This is a genomic window from Rhodothalassium salexigens DSM 2132 (genome assembly GCF_004341375.1).
Classification (GTDB): domain Bacteria; phylum Pseudomonadota; class Alphaproteobacteria; order Sphingomonadales; family Rhodothalassiaceae; genus Rhodothalassium; species Rhodothalassium salexigens.
Map to the genome: position 1 here is coordinate 242,818 of NZ_SLXO01000002.1, position 24,596 is coordinate 267,413.

Annotated in this window: 24 protein-coding genes and 1 tRNA gene; 17 read left to right on the plus strand and 8 right to left on the minus strand. The window is 68.1% G+C overall.

Translation table 11 applies throughout. The features are described from left to right. Window positions 1-24 precede the first annotated feature (24 nt). On the minus strand, window positions 25-744 hold the full coding sequence (sfsA, locus tag EV659_RS03490) for a DNA/RNA nuclease SfsA (protein WP_132707460.1): 720 nt from the start codon (window positions 742-744) through the stop codon (window positions 25-27). 312 nt (window positions 745-1,056) lie between these two features. On the opposite strand from sfsA, the gene EV659_RS03495 reads away from it, so the two are divergent. Together EV659_RS03495 and EV659_RS03500 are read left to right on the plus strand one after the other, a co-directional pair. After that, a complete protein-coding gene (locus tag EV659_RS03495; protein ID WP_132707461.1) occupies window positions 1,057-1,833 on the plus strand; it encodes a competence/damage-inducible protein A in 777 nt (258 codons plus the stop codon). Between the two features lie 83 nt (window positions 1,834-1,916). After that, window positions 1,917-2,003 (plus strand) — tRNA-Leu (locus EV659_RS03500). A 279-nt stretch (window positions 2,004-2,282) separates the two neighbouring features. On the opposite strand, the gene EV659_RS03505 is transcribed toward EV659_RS03500, so the two are convergent. Next, complete coding sequence (locus EV659_RS03505; RefSeq protein ID WP_132707462.1) at window positions 2,283-2,645, minus strand: helix-turn-helix domain-containing protein; 363 nt, start codon at window positions 2,643-2,645, stop codon at window positions 2,283-2,285. A 437-nt stretch (window positions 2,646-3,082) separates the two neighbouring features. Here EV659_RS03505 and flgK point away from each other — a divergent pair, with 437 nt between their 5' ends. The 3 genes from flgK (at window position 3,083) to wecB (ending at window position 7,479) form a co-directional block, all read left to right on the plus strand. Continuing rightward, the gene (gene flgK / locus EV659_RS03510) at window positions 3,083-5,275 is read left to right on the plus strand and encodes a flagellar hook-associated protein FlgK (protein ID WP_132707463.1); all 2,193 of its coding nucleotides are present in this window, start codon (window positions 3,083-3,085) and stop codon (window positions 5,273-5,275) included. A gap of 20 nt (window positions 5,276-5,295) precedes the next feature. Beyond that, on the plus strand, window positions 5,296-6,195 hold the full coding sequence (locus EV659_RS03515; protein ID WP_132707464.1) for a flagellin: 900 nt from the start codon (window positions 5,296-5,298) through the stop codon (window positions 6,193-6,195). An 87-nt stretch (window positions 6,196-6,282) separates the two neighbouring features. Continuing rightward, complete coding sequence (gene wecB, locus EV659_RS03520; protein WP_132707465.1) at window positions 6,283-7,479, plus strand: non-hydrolyzing UDP-N-acetylglucosamine 2-epimerase; 1,197 nt, start codon at window positions 6,283-6,285, stop codon at window positions 7,477-7,479. Here the strand turns inward: wecB and EV659_RS03525 are convergent. Further along, complete coding sequence (locus EV659_RS03525) at window positions 7,469-8,251, minus strand: NAD kinase (RefSeq protein WP_132707466.1); 783 nt, start codon at window positions 8,249-8,251, stop codon at window positions 7,469-7,471. The two genes, wecB and EV659_RS03525, sit on opposite strands and share 11 nt — an antisense overlap. Before the next feature lie 193 nt (window positions 8,252-8,444). On the opposite strand from EV659_RS03525, the gene EV659_RS03530 reads away from it, so the two are divergent. Continuing rightward, a complete protein-coding gene (locus tag EV659_RS03530; RefSeq protein ID WP_132707467.1) occupies window positions 8,445-8,915 on the plus strand; it encodes a hypothetical protein in 471 nt (156 codons plus the stop codon). A gap of 70 nt (window positions 8,916-8,985) precedes the next feature. Here the strand turns inward: EV659_RS03530 and moaA are convergent, their stop codons facing one another. Further along, window positions 8,986-10,089: a GTP 3',8-cyclase MoaA gene (gene moaA / locus EV659_RS03535; RefSeq protein WP_132707468.1), complete on the minus strand. Its 1,104-nt coding sequence runs from the start codon at window positions 10,087-10,089 to the stop codon at window positions 8,986-8,988. A gap of 131 nt (window positions 10,090-10,220) precedes the next feature. Here moaA and EV659_RS03540 point away from each other — a divergent pair, with 131 nt between their 5' ends. Continuing rightward, window positions 10,221-10,979 carry a class II aldolase/adducin family protein gene (locus EV659_RS03540; protein WP_132707469.1) on the plus strand — a complete coding sequence of 253 codons (759 nt, stop codon included), beginning with the start codon at window positions 10,221-10,223 and terminating at the stop codon, window positions 10,977-10,979. A gap of 109 nt (window positions 10,980-11,088) precedes the next feature. Here EV659_RS03540 and EV659_RS03545 read toward each other — a convergent pair whose 3' ends face one another. Further along, window positions 11,089-11,415, minus strand: a complete 327-nt coding sequence (locus EV659_RS03545; protein WP_132707470.1) for a DUF1476 domain-containing protein — start codon at window positions 11,413-11,415, stop codon at window positions 11,089-11,091. Window positions 11,416-11,698: 283 nt separating this feature from the next. On the opposite strand from EV659_RS03545, the gene purC reads away from it, so the two are divergent. The 10 genes from purC (at window position 11,699) to EV659_RS03595 (ending at window position 21,390) form a co-directional block, all read left to right on the plus strand. After that, window positions 11,699-12,475, plus strand: a complete 777-nt coding sequence (purC, locus tag EV659_RS03550) for a phosphoribosylaminoimidazolesuccinocarboxamide synthase (RefSeq protein ID WP_132707471.1) — start codon at window positions 11,699-11,701, stop codon at window positions 12,473-12,475. A 30-nt stretch (window positions 12,476-12,505) separates the two neighbouring features. Continuing rightward, a complete protein-coding gene (gene purS / locus EV659_RS03555) occupies window positions 12,506-12,745 on the plus strand; it encodes a phosphoribosylformylglycinamidine synthase subunit PurS (protein ID WP_132707472.1) in 240 nt (79 codons plus the stop codon). A gap of 93 nt (window positions 12,746-12,838) precedes the next feature. Beyond that, on the plus strand, window positions 12,839-13,537 hold the full coding sequence (purQ, locus tag EV659_RS03560) for a phosphoribosylformylglycinamidine synthase subunit PurQ (protein WP_132707473.1): 699 nt from the start codon (window positions 12,839-12,841) through the stop codon (window positions 13,535-13,537). Between the two features lie 105 nt (window positions 13,538-13,642). Further along, window positions 13,643-14,359: a hypothetical protein gene (locus tag EV659_RS03565; protein WP_132707474.1), complete on the plus strand. Its 717-nt coding sequence runs from the start codon at window positions 13,643-13,645 to the stop codon at window positions 14,357-14,359. Between the two features lie 161 nt (window positions 14,360-14,520). Next, window positions 14,521-16,788 carry a phosphoribosylformylglycinamidine synthase subunit PurL gene (purL, locus tag EV659_RS03570; protein ID WP_132707475.1) on the plus strand — a complete coding sequence of 756 codons (2,268 nt, stop codon included), beginning with the start codon at window positions 14,521-14,523 and terminating at the stop codon, window positions 16,786-16,788. Between the two features lie 14 nt (window positions 16,789-16,802). After that, entirely contained in the window at window positions 16,803-17,720 is a 918-nt protein-coding gene (locus EV659_RS03575; RefSeq protein ID WP_132707476.1) for a hypothetical protein, read from the plus strand. Between the two features lie 104 nt (window positions 17,721-17,824). Continuing rightward, on the plus strand, window positions 17,825-18,058 hold the full coding sequence (locus EV659_RS03580; RefSeq protein ID WP_132707477.1) for a BolA family protein: 234 nt from the start codon (window positions 17,825-17,827) through the stop codon (window positions 18,056-18,058). Window positions 18,059-18,173: 115 nt separating this feature from the next. After that, window positions 18,174-18,509 carry a Grx4 family monothiol glutaredoxin gene (gene grxD, locus EV659_RS03585; protein ID WP_132707478.1) on the plus strand — a complete coding sequence of 112 codons (336 nt, stop codon included), beginning with the start codon at window positions 18,174-18,176 and terminating at the stop codon, window positions 18,507-18,509. A 41-nt stretch (window positions 18,510-18,550) separates the two neighbouring features. Continuing rightward, window positions 18,551-19,048: a response regulator gene (locus EV659_RS03590; RefSeq protein ID WP_132707479.1), complete on the plus strand. Its 498-nt coding sequence runs from the start codon at window positions 18,551-18,553 to the stop codon at window positions 19,046-19,048. Window positions 19,049-19,278: 230 nt separating this feature from the next. Further along, the gene (locus EV659_RS03595; RefSeq protein WP_165878699.1) at window positions 19,279-21,390 is read left to right on the plus strand and encodes a sensor histidine kinase; all 2,112 of its coding nucleotides are present in this window, start codon (window positions 19,279-19,281) and stop codon (window positions 21,388-21,390) included. An 18-nt stretch (window positions 21,391-21,408) separates the two neighbouring features. Here EV659_RS03595 and phhA read toward each other — a convergent pair whose 3' ends face one another. From phhA to EV659_RS03610, 3 genes are all read right to left on the minus strand, one after another. Beyond that, entirely contained in the window at window positions 21,409-22,278 is an 870-nt protein-coding gene (gene phhA, locus EV659_RS03600) for a phenylalanine 4-monooxygenase (protein WP_132707481.1), read from the minus strand. An 83-nt stretch (window positions 22,279-22,361) separates the two neighbouring features. Beyond that, the gene (gene hisC, locus EV659_RS03605) at window positions 22,362-23,477 is read right to left on the minus strand and encodes a histidinol-phosphate transaminase (RefSeq protein WP_132707482.1); all 1,116 of its coding nucleotides are present in this window, start codon (window positions 23,475-23,477) and stop codon (window positions 22,362-22,364) included. A gap of 44 nt (window positions 23,478-23,521) precedes the next feature. Beyond that, window positions 23,522-24,535, minus strand: coding sequence for a fumarylacetoacetate hydrolase family protein (locus EV659_RS03610; RefSeq protein ID WP_132707483.1), 1,014 nt, complete (start codon window positions 24,533-24,535; stop codon window positions 23,522-23,524). Between the last annotated feature and the right edge of the window lie 61 nt (window positions 24,536-24,596).

Here is a 24,596-nt window from a genome sequence, read left to right on the forward strand (position 1 = left end):
ATACTCGCGTGTGAATTGACTAATCTAGGCCACGTCCAGCCGGATGGGAAGGGGCCGATCGACGCCGATCGCCTGCGGGCTCAACCGGCAGCGATAGGCCAGCATCTCGACCCCCTCGCCCGCCACCCGGCGCAAGGTCTCGCCATAGCCGGGGTCGATGGCGTCGGCGGGCGCGAATGCCTGGCAATCGCCGCGCTGGACCAGAAACACCATCACCGCCCGGTGGCCGGCCGCCGCCATGGCCGCCAGCTCTTCCAGATGCTTGCGCCCGCGTGCGGTCACCGCGTCGGGAAAGCGCGCCAGATCGCCATCGCGCAGGGTGACGTTCTTGACCTCCACATAGGCCGAGTGGGGCAGATTGGCCAGGCCGGGCTGTTCCAGCAACAGGTCGATGCGGCTGGCCTGGCCGTATGCGACCTCGCGACGCAAGGTCGCATAGCCGGCCAGCTCGGGGATCTGGCCGGCCAGGATCGCCTCCTCCACCAGCCGGTTGGGTCGGTTGGTGTTGATGCCGACCAGATGGCCGTCCACCTCGACCATCTCCCAGCGCCACGGCAGCTTGGCGGTTTTCGAGCGGTTGGGCGACAACCACACCTTGGCGCCCGGCGCGGCGCAGCCGAGCATCGAGCCCGAATTGGCACAATGGGCGGTGGCCGTGCTGCCGTCGGGCAGCTCCACATCGGCCAGAAAGCGCTTGTAACGGCGGATCAGCCGCGCTTGGGTCAGGGGCGTGTCGAAATCCATGAGCCTGCCTATGCGGCGACCGGGCCCGGCCGTCAAGGGCCAGGGATGGTCACGCCGGCGGCGCCGACCGGTCGCCAGCGCCAGATCGCCGGGTCCGACGATGAAACCCGCCGGTGGGGCTGAGGGGGCGGGCCAGCGCGCCGCGTGGGTGGCGGCGCCCGGCACCGGCCGACGCCATCACCGGGCCGGCCGCGGCATCGCCGCCCGCCAGCGGGCCTCGCCATCCCCGGACAGGCGGGCTAAGCTGTGCGCACCGGTTGGTTTGCGCGCCCCCGGTCTGCCGCTCAAGCCCGTTGCCCGAGGGGACCCGCCTTGTCCGACACGCCCGCCCGCCCCGACGCCCCGGTCACCGCCGCGCTGATCGTCATCGGCGACGAGATCCTGTCGGGACGCACCCGCGATGCCAACCTGGCCACGCTCGCCACCTGGCTCGACGCGCGCGGCGTGCAACTGCGCGAGGCGCGGGTGATCCCCGACGTGCCCGACATCATCGCCGAAGCGGTCAACACCTGTCGGCGCGCCCACGACTATGTGTTCACCACCGGCGGCATCGGCCCGACCCATGACGACGTGACCGCGGAAAGCGTGGCCCGAGCCTTGGGCCTGCCGCTGGACGTACACCCCGAAGCCTGGCGATTGCTGGAGGCCCAGTATGCCCCCGGCGAGTTCACGCCCGCCCGCCAGCGCATGGCGCGGGTGCCCAAGGGCGGCCGGCTGATCGCCAACCCGATCAGCGCCGCGCCAGGCTTCGCGGTCGGGAATGTCTATGTGCTTGCCGGCGTGCCGATGATCATGGAAGCCATGCTGGACAGCTTGGCGCACGAGATCGTCGGCGGCGCCCCGATGCGGTCGATCACGATCCGCCTCGACGAGTCCGAAAGCAAGGTCGCCGACCTGTTGGCCCGGGTTCAGGCCGACGCGCCGACGGTCAGCGTCGGCAGCTATCCCTTCTATGTTGCCGGCCATGTGGGCGTGCAGGTGGTGTTTCGCGCCACCGACAGCCAAGCGCTCGAACGCGCGGCCCGGGTGCTTGAGGATGCGGCAGCGCGCACCGGGCTGGTCTGTGATCGGGTCGATGCCCTGCCCTGACCGCCAAAGCCCTTGACGCCACACCGACATTTGGGGGACAGCGATGAGGCGGCGGCGCCCTGCGCCGTGGTCCACTCCCGCATGCCCGCTTGGCGGAATTGGTAGACGCACGGGACTTAAAATCCCGGGGCCGCAAGGCCGTGCCGGTTCGAGTCCGGCAGCGGGCACCATCTTGGCGATCCGGCGCCGGGGCGCCGCAGCCACGGCCCCGACGCCGGGTGATAGGGCGGCGAACGGGCCAGGGCACCATTGCAGCGGTCAGCCCGGTGTGACGATACGCCGCCCGTCCGCATGGGCGGGAAAGACCGCAGCGATGCGCCGGCCGCGGTCGCGAGCGCGTCCTGACGGGGCGGCGGCCCACCGGCCACCCGCGGCCGCGCCACCGCTTGCACGACCGACCCACCGGCGCTCGAACGCCAAACGGCGCGTGCCCGGCCCCCGGGTCCGCGTCAGGTCCGGGATCCGTCGGGATCGCCGCCGTCGCCGCCGGACCCGGCGACCGCACCGCTGGCATCCCCGCCCCGGCCATCTCCGGCTGTGTCGGGCCCGCGGGCGGACGAAGGCGTGCGCAGGATCGGCGGCGGGCTCACGTCACTCAACTCATCGAGTGATGTCACCACCCAGCCATAGCGTCGAGACAACAGGTACAAACAGGAAAGAACGGTCCGAGCCTCGATTGTCGCCCGCCCCCGTTCCATTTCGGAAACCCAATTGCGCGATACGCCGAGGGCGAAGCCAAACGCCTCCTGGCTCATACTCAGCAACACCCTGGCGCGGCGCAGATCCCGGTAAGTCCACTCGTGCGATAACATCCAATTGCCATTAACCTGCGACCTTCATGGTCGTCGACCGAGTGCTTGTATCGAGAATGCAAGACATGGTCTTCACAGTCAGTTGCCATCCCCGTAAAACCCGGCAAACTTTCTAAACGACCAACAATGCTTTGAATGCAGCCTGCGAGCCGGACAGCCCGGCAACCGCCATTAAAGGTTGCAGTTTCCTGCTATAACACCGCCCCCAAATATGCTTGGCACGTCGCTTGCTTCGGTCGCACCGGCAACAACAGGCGCGAGACCATGACGCAAGCGATCAGCCACTTCCGATCCCTGCATTTCCGCCCCGCCGGCGTTTTCGCCGCGGGCGGCCGCGCCGCAAGCTTTGCCGGGCCGGGTCTTCAGACCGCGGCCGATCGTGAAAGTTTTGCCCACCGCGCGACACCATCGAGCGCGCGGCACAGGAGGGATGGACAATGGCGCTTCTAGGGGCTCTGCAGAATTCGCTTTCGGGCATCACCGCCAATCAAGAAGCCCTGCGGATCACATCGAACAACATCGCCAACGTCAACAACCCCACCTTCGCGCGCAGCGAGGTTCAGCAATCGACGCGCGTGTTGGGCGGTCAAGGCGCCGGCGTGTTCACCGAGACCGCCGAACGGGTCATCGACCGCTTCCTCGAACGCGCGGTTTTGGAGAGTGAATCCGATCTGGAAAGCGCTTCCGTCCAGCGCCAGATCCTGGACCAGTTCCAATCCTTGCTGGGCGACCCGGACAGCGACAGCACCGCCACCGCCCGCCTCGACAAGGTGTTCGGCGCCCTGTCGACGCTGGCCCAGAACCCCACCGACAGCTTCGCCCGGCGCGATGTGGTCGACAAACTCAACGGCTTTCTGGGCGAGGTGACCCGGGTCGCCGAGGACATCCAGGGGCTGCGCCAGACCATCCAGGATCGGCTTGGCGACCGGGTCGACGAGGCCAACCGCCTGCTGCGCGAATTGAGCGACCTGAACCCGCGTCTGGTGGCGCAGAACGCCCAGGGGGCCTCGGCCACCGGTTTGCAGAACCGGGCGGCGGAACTGACCTCGCAACTGTCCCAACTGATCGACATCAAGGTCGAGACCAACCCCAATAACAGCCTGAGCATCCGCACCGCGTCGGGTGCGCAACTGGTCGGCGACACCTATGCGCAACTGTCCATCGACCGCACCGGCTCGGTGTCGTCGGGCACGCTGTTCCCGCGCATCCAGATCGAGCGCTTCGACAACCAGACCAATGCCAGCCTCGGCGCGCCGCAGGACTTCCAGGCCAATATCCGCAGCGGCGAGATCGCCGGCCTGATCGACCTGCGCGACGATATCCTGCCCCAGGTCAGCCGCGAGTTGGGCGAGTTCGCGAGCCAGGTGCGCACCGAGTTCAACCGCGTCCACAACGAGTTCACCGCCGTGCCGCCGCCCGCCACCCTGTCCGGCCGGCCGACCGGGCTGGCTGCGGGTAACGACGCCAACTTCACCGGCCAGGTGACCCTCGCCGTGGTCGACCGGACCACCAACCGCCTGGTCGACGAGGTGCTGGTGGACTTCGACGCCGGCACCGCCACCTCGCTCAGCAGCGGCGCGCCGGGGACCAACTTCGGCGGCGGCACGCTCGGCGACGCGATCAACGCAATCAACACAGAGTTCGCCAGCGGCCCGAGCGGCGCCAGCGTCAGCCTGACCAACGGCACGCTCAGCATCGACAGCGGCACCCCCAACCAGGGGCTGTCGATCTCCCAGGACCCGAGCAATCCCAGCCAGCGCGCAGGCCAAGGCTTCTCGGCCTTCTTCGGGCTCAACGATCTGGTCACCTCCGACGCCAGCGGCAATTTCGAGAACGGCGTCTCGGCCACCGACAGCCTCAATGACACCACGCCCGGCGGCGGCGACATCACCTTGCGCCTGGTCGACGGCAACGGCCGGGTGGTCACCACGGCGACCATCAACACCAACACCGCCGGCGGCACCTATGGCGACGTGTTCACCAGCGGCACCAGCGGCTTCAACCAGAGCGGCCAGCTCGGCGCGTTCGGCAACTTCTTGATCACCGGCACCGGCCAGGTGGTGTTCAACCCCGGACCCGGCTTCGACGATCTGGAAGTGCAGGTGGTCAACGACACCACCAACATGGCCGGCAGCGGCCTGACCGTCACCCAGTTCGGCGGCATCGGCGACGCCGCCCTTGAAGAAGCCGCGCTCGGGCTTGAAGTCTCGCCGCGGGTCGCCAACGACCTGAGCGCCATGGCGACCGCCGAGTACACCCGCGGCCAGGCGGTCGGCGACCTGGTGCTCGGCGGCGGCGACCAGCGCGGCGCCCGGGCGCTCGAAGAAATCGCCACCACCCAGATCGGCTTCGACGCCGCCGGCGGCCAGCCGATCCGCACCACCACGCTCGGCAACTACATGTCCAACGTGCTGGCCGGCGCCGGCGCCCTGGCGGCCCAAGCGCAAAACCGCGAGATCGACGCCCAGGCCCTGTTGACCGAGTTGAGCCAACGCCGCGGCGATGTCTCGGGCGTCAACATGGAAGAAGAACTGGCCAACCTGGTGGTGTTCCAGAATTCGTTCAATGCCTCGGCGCGGGTCTTGCAGTCGGTCCAGGACGCTTTCGACCAACTGCTGGCCGTGGTCTGACGCCTTAGGAGGGTTTCCCCATGCGTATCACCAACGATTCCGACCTGCTGGTCCAACTGGCGCTGGCCAACCGCGACCGCGCCACGGAAAGCCAGTTGCAAGTGGGCTCGGGCAAGAAGGCGCAGGACTTCAAGGGCCTGGCCGAAGACACCCAGACCGCGCTGTCGACGCGCAGCCTGTTGAGCCGCAACGAATCGTTGCAAGGCGCCGTGTCGCGCGCGCGGGTCGACCTGAAGGCCACCGACACCCGGCTCAACACCGTCTACGAGATCGCTCAGGACCTGGTGAAGACGCTCAAGAACGCCGTCGGCCAGGAGCGCGGCGACGGCTTGGAGGAAACCCTCGACAAGAGCTTCGAGCAGATCGTCGGCATCCTTAACGGCCGCCAGAACGACCTCTATATCTTCGGCGGCACGCGCACCGACACCCCGCCGGTCAATGTCGCCACGCGGGCCGACCTGCAAGCCACCACCACGGCCAACGCGTTCGACAATTTCGGCCCCAGCCGCGAGGCCCGCGTGGCCGACAATCTGACCGTCGAACTGGGCGTGCAAGCCGACGATGTAGCGCGCAACCTGTTCCAGGTGATCGAAAACATCACCAATGCCGGCCCGTTCCCCGACGACAAGCTGTCGGCGGCCCAGATCGCCACCCTGACCACCGAGGTCGGCAATCTGGAAACCGCCACCCGCGATGTCGCCAACGCGCAAACCGACAATGGACTCAACCTCAACCGGCTGAACGTGGCGAGCGATCAGTTGGAACAGGAGGCCATCGCGCTCGAACGCTTCAAGACCGAGGTCGAAGACGTCGACCCCGCCGAAGCCATCAACCGCCTGATGAATGACAAATTCGCGCTCGAAGCTTCCTATCGCTCGATCAGCCTGTTGCAACAGACAACTCTGTTGAACTTCATCTGATGGGCCGGCCCGCGCACAACAGAAAATTGACCATTTTTAGTTTATAGCGTAATGATCGCCTGGGGAGATCAACCTTGAGGCGGTGGCATGGCCCGACCGAGGCAACCCAGGCATGTTGCGTTGGTGGTCGGCACGCGCCCCGAGGCGATCAAGCTGGCGCCCGTCTGCCTGGCGCTCCGGCGGACCCGGCGGGTGGTGCCGATCATCGTGTGCACCGGCCAGCAGGCCGACCTGGCGCCGCGCACGCTGGCGGAGTTCGGGCTCCTGCCGACGCTGTCGCTGGCGCCCGACCTCCTCCACAGCCCGACCTTCGCGCGCACAAGCCGACTGGCGGGACGCCTGGCCACCGCGCTGCGCCGGCCGGCCGGTAAGCCCCTCGACCTGATTCTGGTGCAAGGCGACACATTGTCGGCGGTGGCCGGCGCCATGGCCGGACGCTGGCTTGAGGTGCCCGTGGGCCATGTGGAGGCCGGGCTGCGCAGCGGCGACCCGTCCGACCCCTGGCCCGAAGAACAGAACCGCCGCGCCATCGCCAAGCTGGCCGTGCTGCACTTCGCACCCACCGTGCAGGCGTGGCGCAATCTGGTCGCCGAAGGCATACCTCAGGACCGCATCACGCTGACCGGCAACACCGGCATCGATGCGGTGCGTCTGGCGCGCAGTTGGACCCCCATGCTGGACACCGCCACCGCCGGCCTGCTGAGCGGTCCGGCGCCGGTGCTCGCCACCGCGCACCGCCGCAACGGCTTCGGCCGCTTCCAGGGCGCCCTGGCCGAGGCGCTCAACCGCCTGGCCGGCCTGGGCGACACGGTGGTGTTCGTCACCCACACCAATCCGCGCGCCACCGACCCGGTGGCCGCCCGCCTGGCGCCCGCGGTGCAGATTCTGCCGCCCGCCGGCTTCGGCGCGTTTCAACGCCTGCTCGCCCACGCCGCCGCGGTGATCACGGACTCGGGCGGCCTGCAGGAAGAGGCGACGGTGCTGAGCCGGCCCGCGGTGGTCATCCGCGCGCGCACCGAACGGCCGGAAGCGATCGCCGCCGGCGCCCGGCTGGCCGCGCCCGACCCCGGCGCCATCGTCGCCCAGACCCATGCCGCCCGGACCGACCCGCCGCGCCCGCGCGCGCGCTGGCTGTTCGGCGACGGCTATGCCGCCGACCGCGTCGCCCTGCGCATCGCCGATTTTCTGAATGCCCCGCGCACAGCGGTCGGCCCGGTGGCGACTGACCGATTGACGGCGGCGCCGCTGACGGGTGGCGCGATGGCAAGGCAGGTCATTGAATGAACTGTTCCAGCAGAATCCGCTCGGCCAGATTGTGGTCGGGATCGAACATCAAGGTCAGCGAGATCGACCGGTCCTCGACCACCTCGACCGCATTGATGTCGCGCACCTCCACATGGTCGGCGGTGGCGCTGACCGGGCGTTTGCGGCTTTCCCACAACTCCAGCCGCACCCGGGCGCCGCTGGGCAGCAGCGCTCCGCGCCAGCGGCGCGGGCGAAACGCGCTGATCGGCGTCAACGCGATCAGGTCCGAACCGATCGGCAGGATCGGCCCGTGTGCCGACAGATTGTAGGCCGTGCTGCCCGCCGGCGTGGCGACGATGATCCCGTCACAGGTCAATTCCTCCATCCGCACCTTGCCATCGATGGAGATGCGCAACTTGGCGGCCTGCCGGGTCTCGCGCAGCAGCGCCACCTCATTGATCGCCAGCGCTTCGGTGATCTGGCCCTGCTGGTCGACCGCATGCATCCGCAGCGGGTGCAACTGAAACGTATCGGCGCGCTGCAACCGTTCGATCAGGCCGTGTTCCTGATACTCGTTCATCAGGAACCCCACGGTGCCCCGGTTCATACCGAACACCGGCCGATCCTGGCCCAGAAAACGGTGCAGGGTCTGCAACATGAAGCCGTCGCCACCGAGCGCCACGATGATCTCGGCCTGGTCCTCGGACACATGGTCGTAGCGTTGCTTGAGCGCCAATTCCGCCGCTTGGGCGTCTGGGGTGTCGCTGGCGATGATGGCGATCTTGGGCACTGGCGGCTCGGTGTCAGCCATGATGCGCGCGCCCCTGGCCCTGGCCCTGGCGGCACCCGCCACGCGGGTATTTCGGGCTCGCGGTTATCGGCAAGGTCGCTCGTTGCAACAAAAAAATCATCTTAAGCATCCACTTTTACCTAAGTATTTCATACCCACTTCACGGACCGGCACCTATATTCTGGTTGGGTGGTTCGGTGGGCGGAGAGAGGACATGCGTACGACGCATTTCACGCCATTGTCGATGGCCGAGTTGTGGTCGGCCATGGACGCAAGCGAAATGCTGCTGACCGGCGGGCCGCGGCCGGTGGCGCCTTTGGCACGCCTCGACCGGCTTGGCCCTGGCCGGTTTGCGGTGGCGCTGCGGCCTTTGCCGGCCACGCCCGTAGACCTGACCGTTTCGGTTCAGGACCCGGGCCGGCGTATCTGGCTGACCGCCCGCCACCCGCTGCTGCGCACCCTGTTTCGGCGCGATCGGTTGACCGTGTTGATGGTGTTATCGCCTCTGTCCACCTGGGAAAGCCGGGTCGACCTGCGGCTGTGCCTACGGCCCAATGGCGTGCGCAGCGGGCTGGGCGCGCCAGTTTTGCGCTGGCTGATCCGCCGCGCGCTGGTGCGCTACATGAACGTGCTGGAACAGGGCGGCCCCCGCCTTCTTTACGGCCGCAGCAACGTGGCCGCCTAGATCGTCGGCGCCCGCGCCCGATGCCACGCCCGCCCGATGCTGAGCCCGTCCGATCCCAAGCCCCGGCCGGTCACCCGCCGGTGACGCTCATATGGCGGCTGAGGGCCGGGGTGCGGTGCTCGGCATCGATGACGAAATCATGGCCCCACGGCTTGGCCGCCACCGCCGCTTCGATCGCCTGGCCCACCGCATCGTCATCGGCCGAGGCGCGCAAGGGCGCGCGCAGGTCCACGTGCGTCTCCTGGCCCAGACATTGGAACAACCGGCCGGTACAGGTCACCCGCACCCGGTTGCACCCGGCACAGAAATTCTGCGTCAACGGCGTGATGAAACCCAACCGGCCGCCGGTCTCGGCGATCCGTGCATAGCGGGCCGGCCCGCCGGTCCGGTCGGGAATATCGTCGAGCGTCCAGCGCGCCGCGATCTGCCGCCGCAGCGCGTCGAGCGGCAGGTAGCGCTCGGTCCGGTCGCCGGCCACGTCGCCGAGCGGCATGGTCTCGATCAGCGTCAGGTCGAAACCACGGTCGCCACAGAAGCCGATCAGCCGGTCGATGTCGCGCTCGGTCACGCCGCGCAACGCCACCGTGTTGATCTTGACCCGCAGGCCCGCCGCCACCGCCGCGTCGAGCCCGGCCATGACCGCCGCCACGTCACCGCCCCGGGTCAGCGCCCGGTAGGTCTGGGGATCGAGCGTGTCGAGCGACACATTGATCCGCCGCACGCCGGCCCGCGCCAAGGGCCCGGCGAACGCGGCCAAGCGGCTGCCGTTGGTGGTCAGGGTCAACTCGTCGAGGCCGCCGCCGTCCAGATGCCGACCGAGCCGCTCGAACAGCCACACCACATTGCGCCTGACCAGCGGCTCGCCGCCGGTGATCCGCAACTGCCGCACCCCGCGCGCGACAAACAGCGACCCCAGCCGGTCCAGTTCTTCCAGCGTCAGCACCTCGGCCTTGGGCAGAAAGGTCATCTGCTCGGCCATGCAATAGACGCAGCGCAGGTCGCACCGGTCGGTCACCGACAGGCGCAGATAGCGGATCGTCCGGCCGAACCGATCAACCAGCGCCGGCCCGTCAACGGCTTTCGGTCCGCTTTCAGGTGGCGGCGCGGCGATCGGTGGCGGCACGGCGACCGGCGGCGGCACGGCGACCGGCGGCGGCGTGGCGTCGTCGGGCATAGGCGCTCTCCCTTCCCGGCCCCACTAGATCGGCGTCGGGTGCCGGCCGTCAAGGTCGCAACGGCTTCACAGGCCGCGCGCAATTAGTCACACTCTAAAAAGAACCACATCCGGGGAGAGGGAGACACATCATGGCCACCGTCGCGGCAACCAAACCGGCCGAGACGCCGGACGAACAAACCCTGCGCGAGGACCTGGCCGCCGCCTACCGCCTGGTGGCGCATTTCGGCTGGGACGAGTTGATCTTCACCCACCTGTCGGTGCGCATTCCGGGGCCCGACCACCAGTTTCTGATCAACCCGCTGGGGCTTTTGTTCGAGGAGATCACCGCATCCAGTCTGGTCAAGATCGACCTTCAAGGCCGCCCGGTGGGCGACAACACCCAGCCGGTCAACCCGGCCGGCTTCGTCATCCACAGCGCCGTCCATGCCGCGCGCGAAGACGCCCAGTGCGTCATGCACCTGCACACCGTGGCCGGCACGGCGGTCGCCGCCCAGCGCGACGGGCTGTTGCCACTGAGCCAAAACGCCCTGCTCGGCTGGGACGATCTGGCCTACCACGATTATGAGGGGCTGGCCGTCGAGACCGGCGAAAAGGAACGGTTGGTCGCCGATCTGGGCACGCACAATCTGATGATCCTGCGCAACCACGGCCTGCTGACCGTGGGTGCCACGGTGGCCGATGCGTTCGTGCGCCTGTTCATCCTTCAGCGGGCGTGCGAAATGCAGGTGGCGGCCCAAGCCGGCGGCGCGGACCTGATCCACCAAAGCGACGCCATGGGCCACAAGGTGGCGGCCCAGGGGCGGGCGGCGTTTGCCGCCGGCGCCGGGTTGAGCTGGGCGGCCCTGCGCCGCAAGCTCGACCGCCTGGACCCGGGCTACCGCGCCTGAGCCACAGCCGCGCCGGACCGGTCCAAAGCGGATCGGTCTCCGGGCGGACCGTCGCCGCCGAGGGCCTCCAGCCGCAGGGGAGCCGGCCGGAGGGGTAGCGCCGGCCGGATCAGTCCTTGTCGATCATCACCTGACGCTTGGCCTCGTCGAACAGCTTTTCCAGTTGCAAGACCAGTTCGTCGCGACCGATCTTGACCTGCTGGCGCTCGAAATCGCCCAACACCTTGCGGATCACGTCCTCGTCGCCGGGCTCTTCAAAGTCAGCCTTGACCACCGACTTGGCGTATTCGACGGCCGACAGGCTGTCCATGCCCATCTTTTCGGCCGCCCACAGCCCCAAAAGCTTGTTGCGCCGGGCCAGCGCCTTGAACTTCAGCTCCTCGTCATGGACGAACTGGTTCTCGAATGCGGCTTCGCGATCGTTGAACGTGGTCATGGCAGCAACCTTTGTTGTGCGGGTCGTCTTTGTGCAGGCCGTCTTGATGGGCAGGCGGACGAACCGGCCGCCCCGATCGGCAGTGTCTTATGGAGCGTTTCTTAATCGGCCCGACGCAGCGGCACAAGACCATGCGCGGCCCGGCGCGATGCCAACTTCGCGATTGCCGCCGCGCGCCCCTTTCGATACTGTCGCGGCTTCCCGACCGGGCGGCCCGGTTTCGGTGCCCGTCGCCAGCCCGCCGCCCCGAGCAAGCCCCGAGACACGAAGGAGCCCATGGGCCATGGCCCGGCGCACACGTTTGTATGAAGGCAAGGCCAAGATCCTTTACGAGGGTCCCGAGCCCGGCACGCTCATCCAGTATTTCAAAGACGACGCCACCGCCTTCAACGCCGAGAAAAAGGCGGAACTGAAGGGCAAGGGCGTGCTCAACAACCGGATTTCCGAGCACGTTTTCACCGCCCTCGAAGGCATCGGCATACCGACCCATTTCATCCGCAGCCTCAATATGCGCGAGCAGTTGGTGCGCGCGGTCGAGATCATCCCCATCGAGGTGGTGGTGCGCAATGTCGCCGCCGGGTCGATGTGCAAGCGCCTCGGCCTGGAGGAAGGCACGCCGCTGCCCCGCTCGATCGTCGAATACTACTACAAATCGGACGAGTTGGGCGACCCGATGGTCACCGAAGAGCATATCACCGCCTTCGGCTGGGCCTATCTGGACGAGATGGACGAGATCGTCGCCAGCAGCCTGCGCATCAATGACTTCCTGCTTGGCCTGTTCGCCGGCGTCGGCATCAAGCTGGTCGACTTCAAGCTGGAGTTCGGCCGCTTCTATGTGGACGACGACATGCGCATCATCCTGGCCGACGAAATCAGCCCGGACAATTGCCGGCTGTGGGACATCAAGACCGGCGAGAAGCTGGACAAGGACCGCTTCCGTCGCGACCTGGGCGGCGAGATCGAAGCCTATCAGGAGGTCGCCCGCCGCCTCGGCGTGCTGCCCTCGGCCGACATCCGCGAACTGGCCGCCCACCCCAAGGCCAAGCAGGCCGACAGCTAAGCCCACGCCCAGAGACCCCGGAGACAGTAGATGAAAGCGCGCGTCCATATCACCCTCAAGCCCGGCGTGCTCGACCCCGAGGGCAAGGCCATCGGCCGCGGCCTCGCCGCCCTTGGCTATGACGGCGTCGGCGAGGTCCGCCAGGGCAAGGTCGTCGAACTCGACCTGGCCGACACCGAGCCCCAAGCCGCGCGCGACCGGGTCGACGCCATGTGCCGCGACCTGCTCGCCAACACGGTGATCGAACGTTATGAGATCGAATTGATCTGAGCCCGCGCCGCCGGCCGGTCGCCCGCCGACCGGCCGCTTTCGCGCCCCCAATCTCTTTCGCGACCCCTCTTTCACGCCCCGAGGTCCGGCCCCATGAAATCCGCCGTCATCGTCTTTCCCGGTTCCAACTGCGACCGCGACATGATGGTCGCGCTCGAAGCCGCCACCGGCCGCCCGCCGGTCGCCGTGTGGCACCGGGAGACCAGCCTGCCGGCCGACCTGGATCTGGTCGCCCTGCCCGGCGGCTTTTCCTATGGCGACTATCTGCGCAGCGGCGCCATCGCCGGCCGCTCGCCGGTGATGGCCGACGTCAAGGCGCGCGCCGAACGCGGCCTGCGCGTGCTCGGCGTGTGCAACGGCTTCCAGGTGCTGTGCGAAGCCGGCCTGTTGCCCGGCGCGCTGATGCGCAACACCGGCATCCACTTCGTCTGCCGCGACGTCCACCTGCGGGTGGACAACGCCCGCACCGCGTTCACCAACGCCTATGGCCAGGGCCAGGTGATCCGGGGCCATGTGGCGCACCATGACGGCAATTACTTCTGCGACGACGACACCCTCACAGCCCTTGAGGACCAGGGCCGGGTGGCGTTTCGCTATTGCGCGGCCGACGGCGCCGTGACCCCGGACGCCAACCCCAACGGCTCGCGCAACAACATCGCCGGCGTGCTCAACGCCGCCGGCAATGTGCTCGGCATGATGCCCCACCCCGAACGGCTGATCGCGCCCGAATTGGGCGGCACCGACGGCCGCGGCGTGTTCGACAGCCTGGTCGCCGCCCTCGCCGACGCCTGATCCCCGCCGTCGACGCCGGCCCGAAACACTGCTACCCCTGGTTCTGCTGGTGTGACACCCCACATCCTGGCTAGAGTGATCGAGACCGATTCCATGGAGGCGGCAATGGCGGGTGCGAGCAATCGATTTCAGGTATTTGGCGCAAGCCTGGCGCTGCTGGCGCTTGCCGGCTGCGCGGGCGCCCCGCACAGCGACCCCGGCGCACCACGCGTCGCCGCCGGCCCCGCCGTGGACGGCGTGCAATCCGGCCACGGCGCGGGCGCCATCGCCTATGTGACCGACACCGGCGCGCATAGCTACACGCTGCGCACTGCCGAGCCCGCAGCCGCCGCCGGCACCGCGCAGCCCTTCTATTACGTGGTCGGCGACACCGGCGCCCCGGCCGGACCGCTGTCCGCCGCCCCGAACAGCGCTGCCCTGACGCCGGGCCTGGCCGCCGCGCCGGCCGCCTCGGCCCGCTTCCAGGGCACGCGGATCGCCGGCGACCGGGTGACCGTGTTCCCCAACCAGGCGTTTGCCACCCCGCTGGTGACGCCGTTTGCCCAGCACCAGGCCCTGGGATACCGGGGATGGGGCCACCCAGCTTGGCGGCGCCATGGGGTCGGCTATGGCGCGCTGGTGCCTTATGCGGTGACCACCCCCGGCGTGCCGCTTGAATACAATACGGGCCAGGTGGACAGCCCCACCGGCCGGCTGGTGTTCGGCAGCCATAATCTGGCCGACCAGGGCATCCGGGGCGGCGGATTCGACGCCCATCTGCCCCCGCCCCAGGTCCATCTGGGCTTCGGCGTGGTGCCGGTTTCGCCGCTGTGGGGCTATTGAGCGCGGCCGTCGGTCGATGGCGTGCACACCGCCCCAGGGCGATGGCAATTGCGTCGCCGGGGCGCGGGCTTTAGAACGGCCGAAACCCGATGGGCGCGGTGCCGCAGTTGAAGTGGGATCGGCACCGCTGCCCTGGCCTATCGCCCCGCTGTGAGCCGGACATGCCCGACAATCCGACCAAGACCCAGGGTGCTCAGACGCCCGTCGCCGACACCCCGACCGAACCCGCCGTGACCGCCGACCTGGCCGCCGAACACGGGTTGAACGCCGCGGAATATGACCGTGTGCTCGCCACCCTCGGCCGCACGCCGACGCTGACCGAGCTTGGCCTTTATTCGGTGATGTGGTCGGAGCACTGCTCCTACAAATCGTCGCGCCGACACTTGAAAAAGCTGCCGACCAGCGGCCCGCAGGTGATCCAGGGCCCGGGCGAGAACGCCGGCGTGGTCGACATCGGCAATGGCCAGGCGGCGATCTTCAAGATGGAAAGCCACAACCATCCGAGCTTCATCGAGCCCTATCAGGGCGCGGCGACCGGCGTCGGCGGCATCCTGCGCGACGTGTTCACCATGGGCGCGCGGCCGGTGGCCCTGCTCAATGCCTTGAGCTTCGGCGCCCCGGACCATGCCAAGACCCAGCACCTGGTGTCGGGCGTGGTCGCCGGCATCGGCGGCTATGGCAATTGCGTGGGCGTACCCACGGTGGGCGGCGAAACCCGCTTCCACAGCCGCTACAACGGCAACATCCTGGTCAACGCCATGGCGGTGGGCCTGGCCGATGCCGACAAGATCTTCTATTCGGCCGCCGCCGGGGTCGGCAATCCGGTGGTCTATGTGGGCGCCAAGACCGGCCGCGACGGCATCCACGGCGCGACCATGGCGTCGGCCGAGTTCAGCGAGGACAGCGCCGAGAAACGCCCGACCGTGCAGGTCGGCGACCCGTTCACCGAAAAGCTGCTGATCGAGGCGTGCCTGGAATTGATGGCCACCGACGCGATCGTGGCGATCCAGGACATGGGCGCGGCCGGTCTGACCTCGTCGTCGGCCGAAATGGCCGGCAAGGGCGGCGTCGGCATCCGTCTGGACCTGGACCGGGTGCCGACCCGCGAAGACGCCATGACCGCCTATGAAATGATGCTGTCGGAGAGCCAGGAGCGCATGCTCATGGTGCTCAAGCCCGGCCGCGAGGATCAGGCGCGCGCCATCTTCGAGAAGTGGGAACTGGATTTCGCGGTCATCGGCGCGCTCACCGACACCGGGCGCATGACCCTGGTGAACGGCGGCCGGACCGTCGCCGACGTGCCGCTCGACAGCCTGACCGACGACGCGCCCAACTATGACCGGCCGCACGTGCCGAGCGAGCCGCGCCCCCTGCTCCGCCCCGACGAGGTGCCGGCCGCCGACGATATGGGCCAAGCGATCCTGGACATGGTCGGCGCGCCCGACCTGGCGTCGCGGCGCTGGATCTGGGAGCAGTACGACCACACGGTGATGGGCGACACGATCGCGCGGCCCGGCGGCGACGCCGCCATCGTGCGCGTCCACGGCACCAACAAGGGGCTGGCGCTGACCGCCGACTGCACGCCGCGCTATTGCGAGGCCGACCCGTTCGAGGGCGGCAAACAGGCGGTCGCCGAGACCTGGCGCAATCTGAGCGCGGTCGGTGCCGAGCCGCTGGCGGTCACCGATTGCCTCAATTTCGGCAACCCCGAACGGCCCGAGATCATGGGCCAGTTCGTCGGCTGCATCGAGGGCATGGCGCAGGCGTGCGAAGCGCTCGGCTATCCGGTGGTGTCGGGCAATGTGTCGCTTTACAACGAAACCGAGGGTCAGGCGATCCTGCCGACGCCAACGCTGGGCGGCGTCGGCCTGATCCGCAATCTGGACCATCGCGCAAGCCCGGGCATCAAGCGCGCCGGCGACGCGGTGTTCCTGCTTGGCGAGACCCGCGGCCATCTGGGCGCCTCGCTCTACGCCGCCCACGCGCTCGGCCACGATGCGGGCGCGCCGCCGCCGGTGGATCTGGACCTGGAGATGCGCGCCGGCGGCCTGGTCCGCCAGGAGATCGCCCTAGGGCGGCTCGACACCGTGCACGACCTGTCCGACGGCGGGCTGGCCGAGGCGCTGGCGACCCTGATGCTGGCCGGCGACGGTTATGGCCTCGACGTGCGCCTGCCGAACGACCCCGACGGCCAGCCGCTGGCCGCCCACGCCGCGCTGTTCGGCGAGGACCAGGGCCGCTATCTGGTCTGCCTGCCCGCCGACCGGGCCGAGGCGTTCGCCCACGCCTGTGCCGAGGCGCGCGTGCCGGTCGAGCGGATCGGCGACACCGTGGCCGGTCCGCAACTGGCCATCGCCGGCGTCGCCACTCTGGCGCTCGATGACCTGCGCGCCGCCCATGAGCGCTTTCTGCCCACCTTGATGGCCTGAGGAGAACCCGCCGCATGACGGTTTTCTGCCTGACGATCGGCATGCATTTCGGCGGGGTCTGGCCGGTCTCGCAGGTTTTGGACACGCTGGGGGTGCCCGCCCTCGACGACGCGGCGGGCCTGCCCCCGGCGACCATCCAGCGCATCAACGAGGCGCTCTACATGCTGCTGGGCTCGGGCTGGGACGACAGCCTGAGCCTCGACGAAGGCTGGTGGCGCGACCCCGAGCTCGACGAAATCCGCGTCTGGGTCGACACCGTGCTGGGGCGCGCCGGAGACAGCGGCATCGCCGCCGCCAGCGACCCGCGGCTGTCGATCCTGGCGCCGTTCTGGCTCGACCGCATGGCGCGCCGGGGCGACGAGCCGCGCGTGGTCATCGTGCTGTCGCACCCGTTCCAGGTTGCCGGCGCCATGGCCTATCGCTACGGCACCCAGGAACGCCGCGCCATCCATCTGTGGCTCAAGCACATGCTGTGGGCCGAACGGGTCAGCCGCGGCGCGCGCCGGGTGATCCTGCCGGTGGACCGGGTGCGCACCCATCTCTACCAGGCCGCCGAGGAACTGGCGCGCGGGCTCGCCTTCGACCCCGCACCGAGCTACCGCCACGACCTGGAACAAAAGCTGCTGCCGACGCTCAAATGCCCGGCCGCCCCAGCGCCCGATGCCGACGACAAGGTCTATGGCATCGACCCGCTGGCCCAGCAGACCTATGACCTGATGCTCGACGCGGCGGCGCGCGACCTGGAACCCGCGCCCGCCGCGCTCGACGACCTGCGCGCCGCCATGCTGACCCGCCAGCACGGCTTCGACCCGCTGTTGGTGGACGAGGTGCGGGCGCTGCGCCGCTTCGACCCGGTGCCGGATCTGGAGGACGAGACCGGCTCGCACGGCGAAACCGACAACGATCTGCGCTCGCTGTTCCGGGGCTCTTGAGCGCCGGCTAAGACCGATGCCGGCCATGCTTGAGCGACGCTTGGCGGTGGACAGACCATGGAAATAAGATTAAATAAGTCCGGTAATTCGGAGGGAGATGGCTGATGCCGATGGAGAAGACCCAGATCGAAACGATGATCCGGGAGGCGCTGCCCGGCGCCGAGGTGACCATTGAGGACCTGGCCGGCGACGGCGACCATTATGCCGCGCGCGTGGTCTATGAGGGCTTTGCCGGCATGAGCCGGGTCAAACAGCACCAGTTGGTCTATCAAGCACTCGAAGGCCGGATGGGCGGCGAATTGCACGCCCTTGCCTTGCAGACCTCGGCCCCCAAGTAAGCGGAAGGTATCCGCCGCCGTTGCGCGCGCAGCCCGCACGGCCGCCGGCACCCCCGTGACAGACCGCTTAGCAGATCCCGAAGACCCCTAAGCCCCCGCGAGACAGGAGAGCCCGATGGCAGACAATCCCGTGTTCGACCGCATCAACGACTATATCAAGACCGACGACGTGGTGGTGTTCATGAAGGGCACGCCGACCTTCCCGCAATGCGGCTTTTCCGCCGCCGTCGTGCAGGTACTGGAACATCTGCAGGTGCCCTTCAAGGGCTATGACGTGCTGCAGGACGAAGAGTTGCGCCAGGGCATCAAGGAATTCTCGGACTGGCCAACCATCCCCCAGCTTTATATTAAGGGAGAGTTCGTCGGCGGCTGCGACATCGTGCGCGAGATGTTTTCGTCCGGCGAGCTCAAGCAAGAGTTCGAAAACAAGGGCGTATCCGTTTCGGCGTAACAACGACGACGGGGGGCGCCCCAGTATGGGACGCCCAGCCCGTGACCCACCGCATCGTCCTGATCGAGACGCAGCAAGACGTGGCCAGCCCGCTAATGCGCGCCTTGCGTGACCAAGGGTACACCCCCGTCGACCATTATTATTCGGTCGACGGGTTTTTGAGCCAGGATACCAGTCCCGACGGCGCCGACCGCGCCCCCTCGTGCATCATCGTCGCCCAAGAGGTGAAAGGCCTCAAGCCGCTGGCGTTCGCCGACCGGGTACGCCGCGGCAAGACCCATCTGGCCCGCGCGACGCCGCTGATCCTGACCGCCTATCTCACCGACATCAGCCAGATCACCGCAGCCCGCGACCATGGCATCGACGAGGTTTGCGCGAAACCGCTGCGGCCCAACAATCTGCTGGCCAAGCTTAACCAGTTGATTGCCAATCCCCGGCCGTTCGTGATCTCACGCCAGTACACCGGCCCCGACCGGCGCCGTCATAACGACCCCGCACCGGCCACCGGCGAACGCCGCGGCCAGAGCGATCCGGGCTAACGCCTCACCCGACCCCTTGACGGCGCGTCGCCTGCCCACAGGCCGGGCGACGCGGTGCTGGAGCCGGGCGACACACTGACTGGATTTCCAACCGCCATTTTATTACAAGACCCAAGCATTGGGTGTCTGGTCCCGGTAAGCGGCGTGTGGTCGATGCCAACGCTGTCTGGATGGGGCGCCGACAATCGGTGCCAGTTTCTATGGATCAGCGGCCAGGAATAGGCATCGCGATGCCCGACAAGCGATATTCTACCCGTCTGTGGCTGGCGCTCGCCCTGACCCTCATCGTGCTGGTATTGTTTTGGCCGCAACGGGCGTTCGTGACCCTGCTCGACGTCCAGGCCGACGCCGGCCAGCTCGATCTGGCCGCGCTGGGCTGGCGCGGCGACACGCTGGTGGCGCTCGACGGGGAATGGCGCAAGATCGACGACGCCATCGTCGCTCCCGAACGGCTGGCCCCCGACCGCGCCGACCGGCCGGGCACGCCGCACAACGTGCCCGATGTGTGGGGGCCGACATTCACCGATCGGTTGGACAGCGGTCACGGCCAGGCCACCTATGCGCTCGACCTGACGTTACCCAAGGCCGCCGGCGCACTGGCGCTGACCGTGCCTCGGATACGGTCGATCGCCCGGGTCTATGCCGTCTCCACGGGCCCGAGCGGTGCGCCGGAAGTTCATCTTCTGGGCAGCAATGGCGATCCCACGGCGACCGCGTTGAGCCCACGGGGTCCGCCGCCGCTGGCGTCGATTCTGTTCCTGCCGTCGGACAAACGCCGGGTCACGCTGGTGATCCAGGTCGCCAACCATGTGCACAAGCAGGGCGGGATCATCGCCACGCCGATGATCGGCGACGTGGCGATGATCAACCGCAATACAGCGATTCAGGACGGCCAGGTGGTGGCGATCACCTTGATTCTGGTGATCATGGCCTTTGCTGCCGTCGGCGCCGGCATGACCCAGCCGAGCCCGGCCAGCTATTATCTGTTCGCGCTGATGTCGCTGGCCGCGGCGGCGCGCGTTCTGCTGACCAGCGATCAGGTCTGGGACTATGCCCCGAGCCTCAATCTCAGCCGCAAGTATGACCTTGAGTATCTGTCCTTTTTCGTGCTTCTGTCTGCCTTCTACGGCTTCATCGCCGCCATGTTTCCCCATGAGCGGCTGCGATGGGCCAGTTGGTTCGTGCTTGGGCTGTCGGCTGTCTGGATCGGGCTCGTGGTGGCGGTGACGCCGTTTCTGGCGCCGGCCTGGATCACCCTGTGGCGCGAACCTTATGAGGTGTTCGCCTTCACCGTCCTGGGGCTGATGGCGACCATACTGGTGCGCGCGGTCCGTCACGACCGGCCCTATGCGCGCATCGCGCTCCTGTGCGTCGGTTTGGCGGTGCTGACAGGCTTGTGCGTATCGGCCTATTTCCACCATTCACTGCCCGCGTCCATGGACATGGCGCAGTTGCTGATCCTGGTAATCGGCGCGATCTATGGCATCGGCGTAGTGGAACGGTTCACGTTGATGCAGAAGGAACGCGACGCCCTCACCCGCGACCTGTGCCACCGCAACAGCGAGTTGCAACAGGCCAAGGCGGCGGCAGAACAGGCGTCGCGCTCAAAAAGCCAGTTCCTCGCCACGGTCAGCCACGAGTTGCGTACGCCATTGAACGCGATTCTGGGCTTCACCGACCTGATGCGCCAGCAGATCCACGGGCCGATCAACCCGCCGTCCTATGCCGGCTATGTGGAAGACGTGCACAAAAGCGGCAAGCATCTGCTGTCGGTGATCAATGCGGTGCTGGACATGGCGAAGATCGAAGCCGGGCGGCTGGAACTCGACGCAGAGCGGCTGAACCTGGACGACGCGGTCACCTCGGCGGTGCGCATGATGCTCGAAACCGCCAAGCGACGCCAGATCCAGGTGGTCACCGAGATCGACGACGACCTGCCCGACGTGCACGCCGATCCCCGGCTGGTGCGGCAGATCGTGCTCAACCTGGTGTCCAACGCGGTCAAGTTCTCGCAGCCGGGCGGGCGCGTCGCGGTCCGCGTCGCCCGCAACGACGACGGCAGCGTCGACCTGACCGTCGCCGACGATGGCATCGGCATGACCCAGGCCGATCTCAAGCGCGTTTTGGAGCCGTTCGCCCAAGTGGCCCATATCCAGCGTCGGCAGAGTGGCCATGGTACCGGTCTCGGGCTGCCGCTGGTCAAAAGCATGGCCGAAGCCCATGGCGCCTCATTCGACCTGGACAGCATCCCCGATCAGGGCACCACGGCGCGCGTCCGGTTCCCCGCCGGCCGGGTGCTGGCCGCCGAGGCCACCCCGATGGTCACCGTCACGGCGCCATAATCCCGCCCCGGTCACCCGTCACAGGCGGGCGGCCTGGTCCGAGGCGTGGCTCTGGGTGCCGTGGGTATAGACCGTGTCGCCCTCGATCACTTGGGCGGGGCGGTAGGCGTCGGTGCGCCCCTCCAAGCGGTCGTAGATCGGCCCGAAGGGTTGATAGGTGGCGCCCAGCAGTTCCTCGAAACTGTCAATCACCCAATAGGTCTGCTGAAAGTCGTCGATCCGGTAGTCGGTCTGCATGACCCGCTCCAGGTCGAAATGCAGCCGATTGGGGCTGTCGCTCTCCAGCGCGAAGACGCTTTCGGCCGGGCTCGACACGATGCCGGCGCCATAGATGCGCAGGCCCTCGGCGGTCTGGATCAGGCCGAATTCCACCGTGTACCAGTAAAGCCGCGCCAGATTGGCCAGCACGCCGCGCCCGGCGGCCGCCAACCCGCCCTTGCCATAGGCTTCCAGATAGTCGGCGAACACCGGGTTGGCCAACAAGGGCACATGGCCGAACACGTCGTGGAAGACGTCGGGTTCCTGGATATAGTCGAACTGGGCTTCCGTGCGGATGAAATTGCCGGCCGGGAAGCGCCGGTTGGCCAGATGGTCGAAGAACACCGCGTCGGGCACCAGATCGGGCACCGCCACCACGCGCCAGCCGGTGCGCGCCATCAACCGCTCGCTCAACTCCTCGAAATCGGGGATGCCGCCGTCGCTCAACTTGAGGCTGTCGAGACCGTCGAAGAACGCCTGGACCGCACGGCCCGGCAGCACCTCCATCTGACGCGCGTACAGCCGGTCCCAACGGGCGTGTTCCTCGGCCGAGAAATGCGCCCAATTCTGGTCGACGGTATAGTCCTCGGCCACGTCCACTTCGCGGCCCAGCCGGGTGGTGATGCGCATGAGCCCCTCCTCTCTCCTGTGTCGCCCGGGTGCGCCGCCGGCGGGACCCTCCCGACCGCCCCGGCGGCGCGCCGAGACCGGCGCTAGAACGCGTCCAGCGCGGTCATGAAGGCGTCATTGTCGGCCTCGGCGCCCACCGTGACGCGCAGGCACTGGGGCAGACCGTAGCCGGCCACCGGGCGCACGATGATGCCCTGCTCGCGCAGATGGGCGTCGGCGGCTTGGGCGCGTTCGGCCGTGTCGAAATGGACCAGCAGGAAATTGGCGCCTGATGGGCTGGTCTTGTAGCCACGGTCGGCCAGAAAGGCGCCGAGGCGGTCGATTTCGCGCCGGTTGTGGGCCAGCGTCTGGGCCAGGTGCGCCTGATCGGCCAGCGCCGCCAGGGCGGCGGCCTGCGACGGCGCGGTGACGTTGAACACCTCGCGTATCCGGTTAAGCGGTTCAACCACCGAGGGCGGCCCGTAGAGATAGCCGACGCGCAGCCCGGCCAGGCCATAGGCCTTCGAGAAGGTGCGCGTGACCACCACATTGTCGGCTTGGGCGGCGATCGCCTCGGCCACCAGGTCGTGGCCGTCGCTGAACTCAGGATCGTCGGGATAGTCTGCGTAGGCGCCGTCGATCACCAACAGCACCCGCGCCGGCAGGCCGGCGCGCAGCCGGCGCAACGCCCGGCGGCCGATCCAGGTGCCCGTGGGGTTGCCCGGATTGGCCACGAACACCAGCCGGGTCTTTTCGGTCACCCGGTCGAGCAGCGCGTCCACGTCCACCCGGGCGTCGCGTTCGGGCGCGAACACATTGTGCGCCCCCTGGGCGTCGGCGGCGATGCGATAGACCATGAAGGCGTGTTGGCTTTGCAGCACCTCGTCCCCGGGGCCGGCATAGGCGCGCACCAGGAGCGACAGCAATTGCTCGGACCCGGCACCGCAAACCAACTGATCGGCCGCCACGCCGTGATGCTCGGCCAACGCGGCGCGCAACGCCGCGCAACCGCCGTCGGGATAGAGTGCCGCGTCGGCGAGCGCGGCTTGGGCGGCCTCGATCGCGCGCGGGCTGGCGCCGAGCGCACTTTCGTTCGACGCCAGCTTGATCACCCGGTCATGGCCCGGTAGCTGCGACTCGCCGGGCTTGTAGGGGGTGATCCGCTCGATCCCGGGGCGCATCTGCGGCCGGGTCTGCGGGACGGCACGCACGTCGAACATCTGGTCTGTCTCCCAATCGGGCCGACCCGGCCGCGATGGTGCGGTCAGGCCGGCGTGGCCACCACTCGCTGGTCGATGGCGCCGAAGACCGATCGATTGGCCGGGTCGCGCACCTCGATGCGGATGCGATCGCCGGGCTTCATGAACGGCGTCTGCGGCGCGCCGTGCTCGATCGTTTCGATCATGCGCAATTCGGCCAAGCAGCTATAGCCGACCCCGCCGTCCGACACCGGTCTGCCGGGGCCGCCGTCCTGCTTGTTGGACACGGTGCCCGAGCCGATGATGGTGCCGGCGGCCAGCGGCCGGGTGCGCGCAGCATGCGCGATCAGGCGGCCGAAGTCGAACGTCATGTCGACCCCGGCGTCGGGATAGCCGAACGGCGCGTCATTCAGGAACGAGCGCACCGGCAAATGCAGCTTGCCGTCGCGCCAGGCGTCGCCCAGTTGATCGGGTGTCGCCACCGCCGGCGCGAACGCCGAACTGGGCTTGGACTGGAAGAAGCCGAAGCCCTTGCCCAACTCGCCGGGGATCAGGTTGCGCAGCGACACGTCGTTGACGATGGTCACCAGTTTGACGTGATCGCGCGCCGCCCGGGCGTCGACGCCCATGGGCACGTCGTCGGTGATCACCGCCACCTCGGCCTCGAAGTCGCAGCCCCAGTCGGGGTCGCCCAAGGGGATCGGCGCGTGCGGGGCCAGGAAGCTGTCCGAGCCGCCCTGGTACATCAACGGGTCGTCCCAGAAGCTCTCGGGCATCTCGGCGCCGCGCGCCTTGCGCACCAGTTCCACATGGTTCACATACGCCGACCCATCGGCCCACTGATAGGCGCGCGGCAAGGGCGACAGGCAGGCGGCTTCGTCGAACGGGGTCGAGGGCATGCGGTCGTCTTCCAGCATCCGCCAGCGTTCGTGCAGCCGGGGCGCCAGGTCCGACCAATGGTCGAGCGCCTGCTGGAGCGTGTCGGCAATGCCATCGGCGCCGGTGAAGCGCGCCAGATCGCTGGAGACCAGGACCAACCGCCCGTCGCGGCCCGCGCTTTGCAAGGTTGCCAGTTTCATCCGCTAAGCCTCTCTGTCGTTTGGTGTCCGTCGCTTGTGGCCTGCCCTGGGTCGCCCGGGC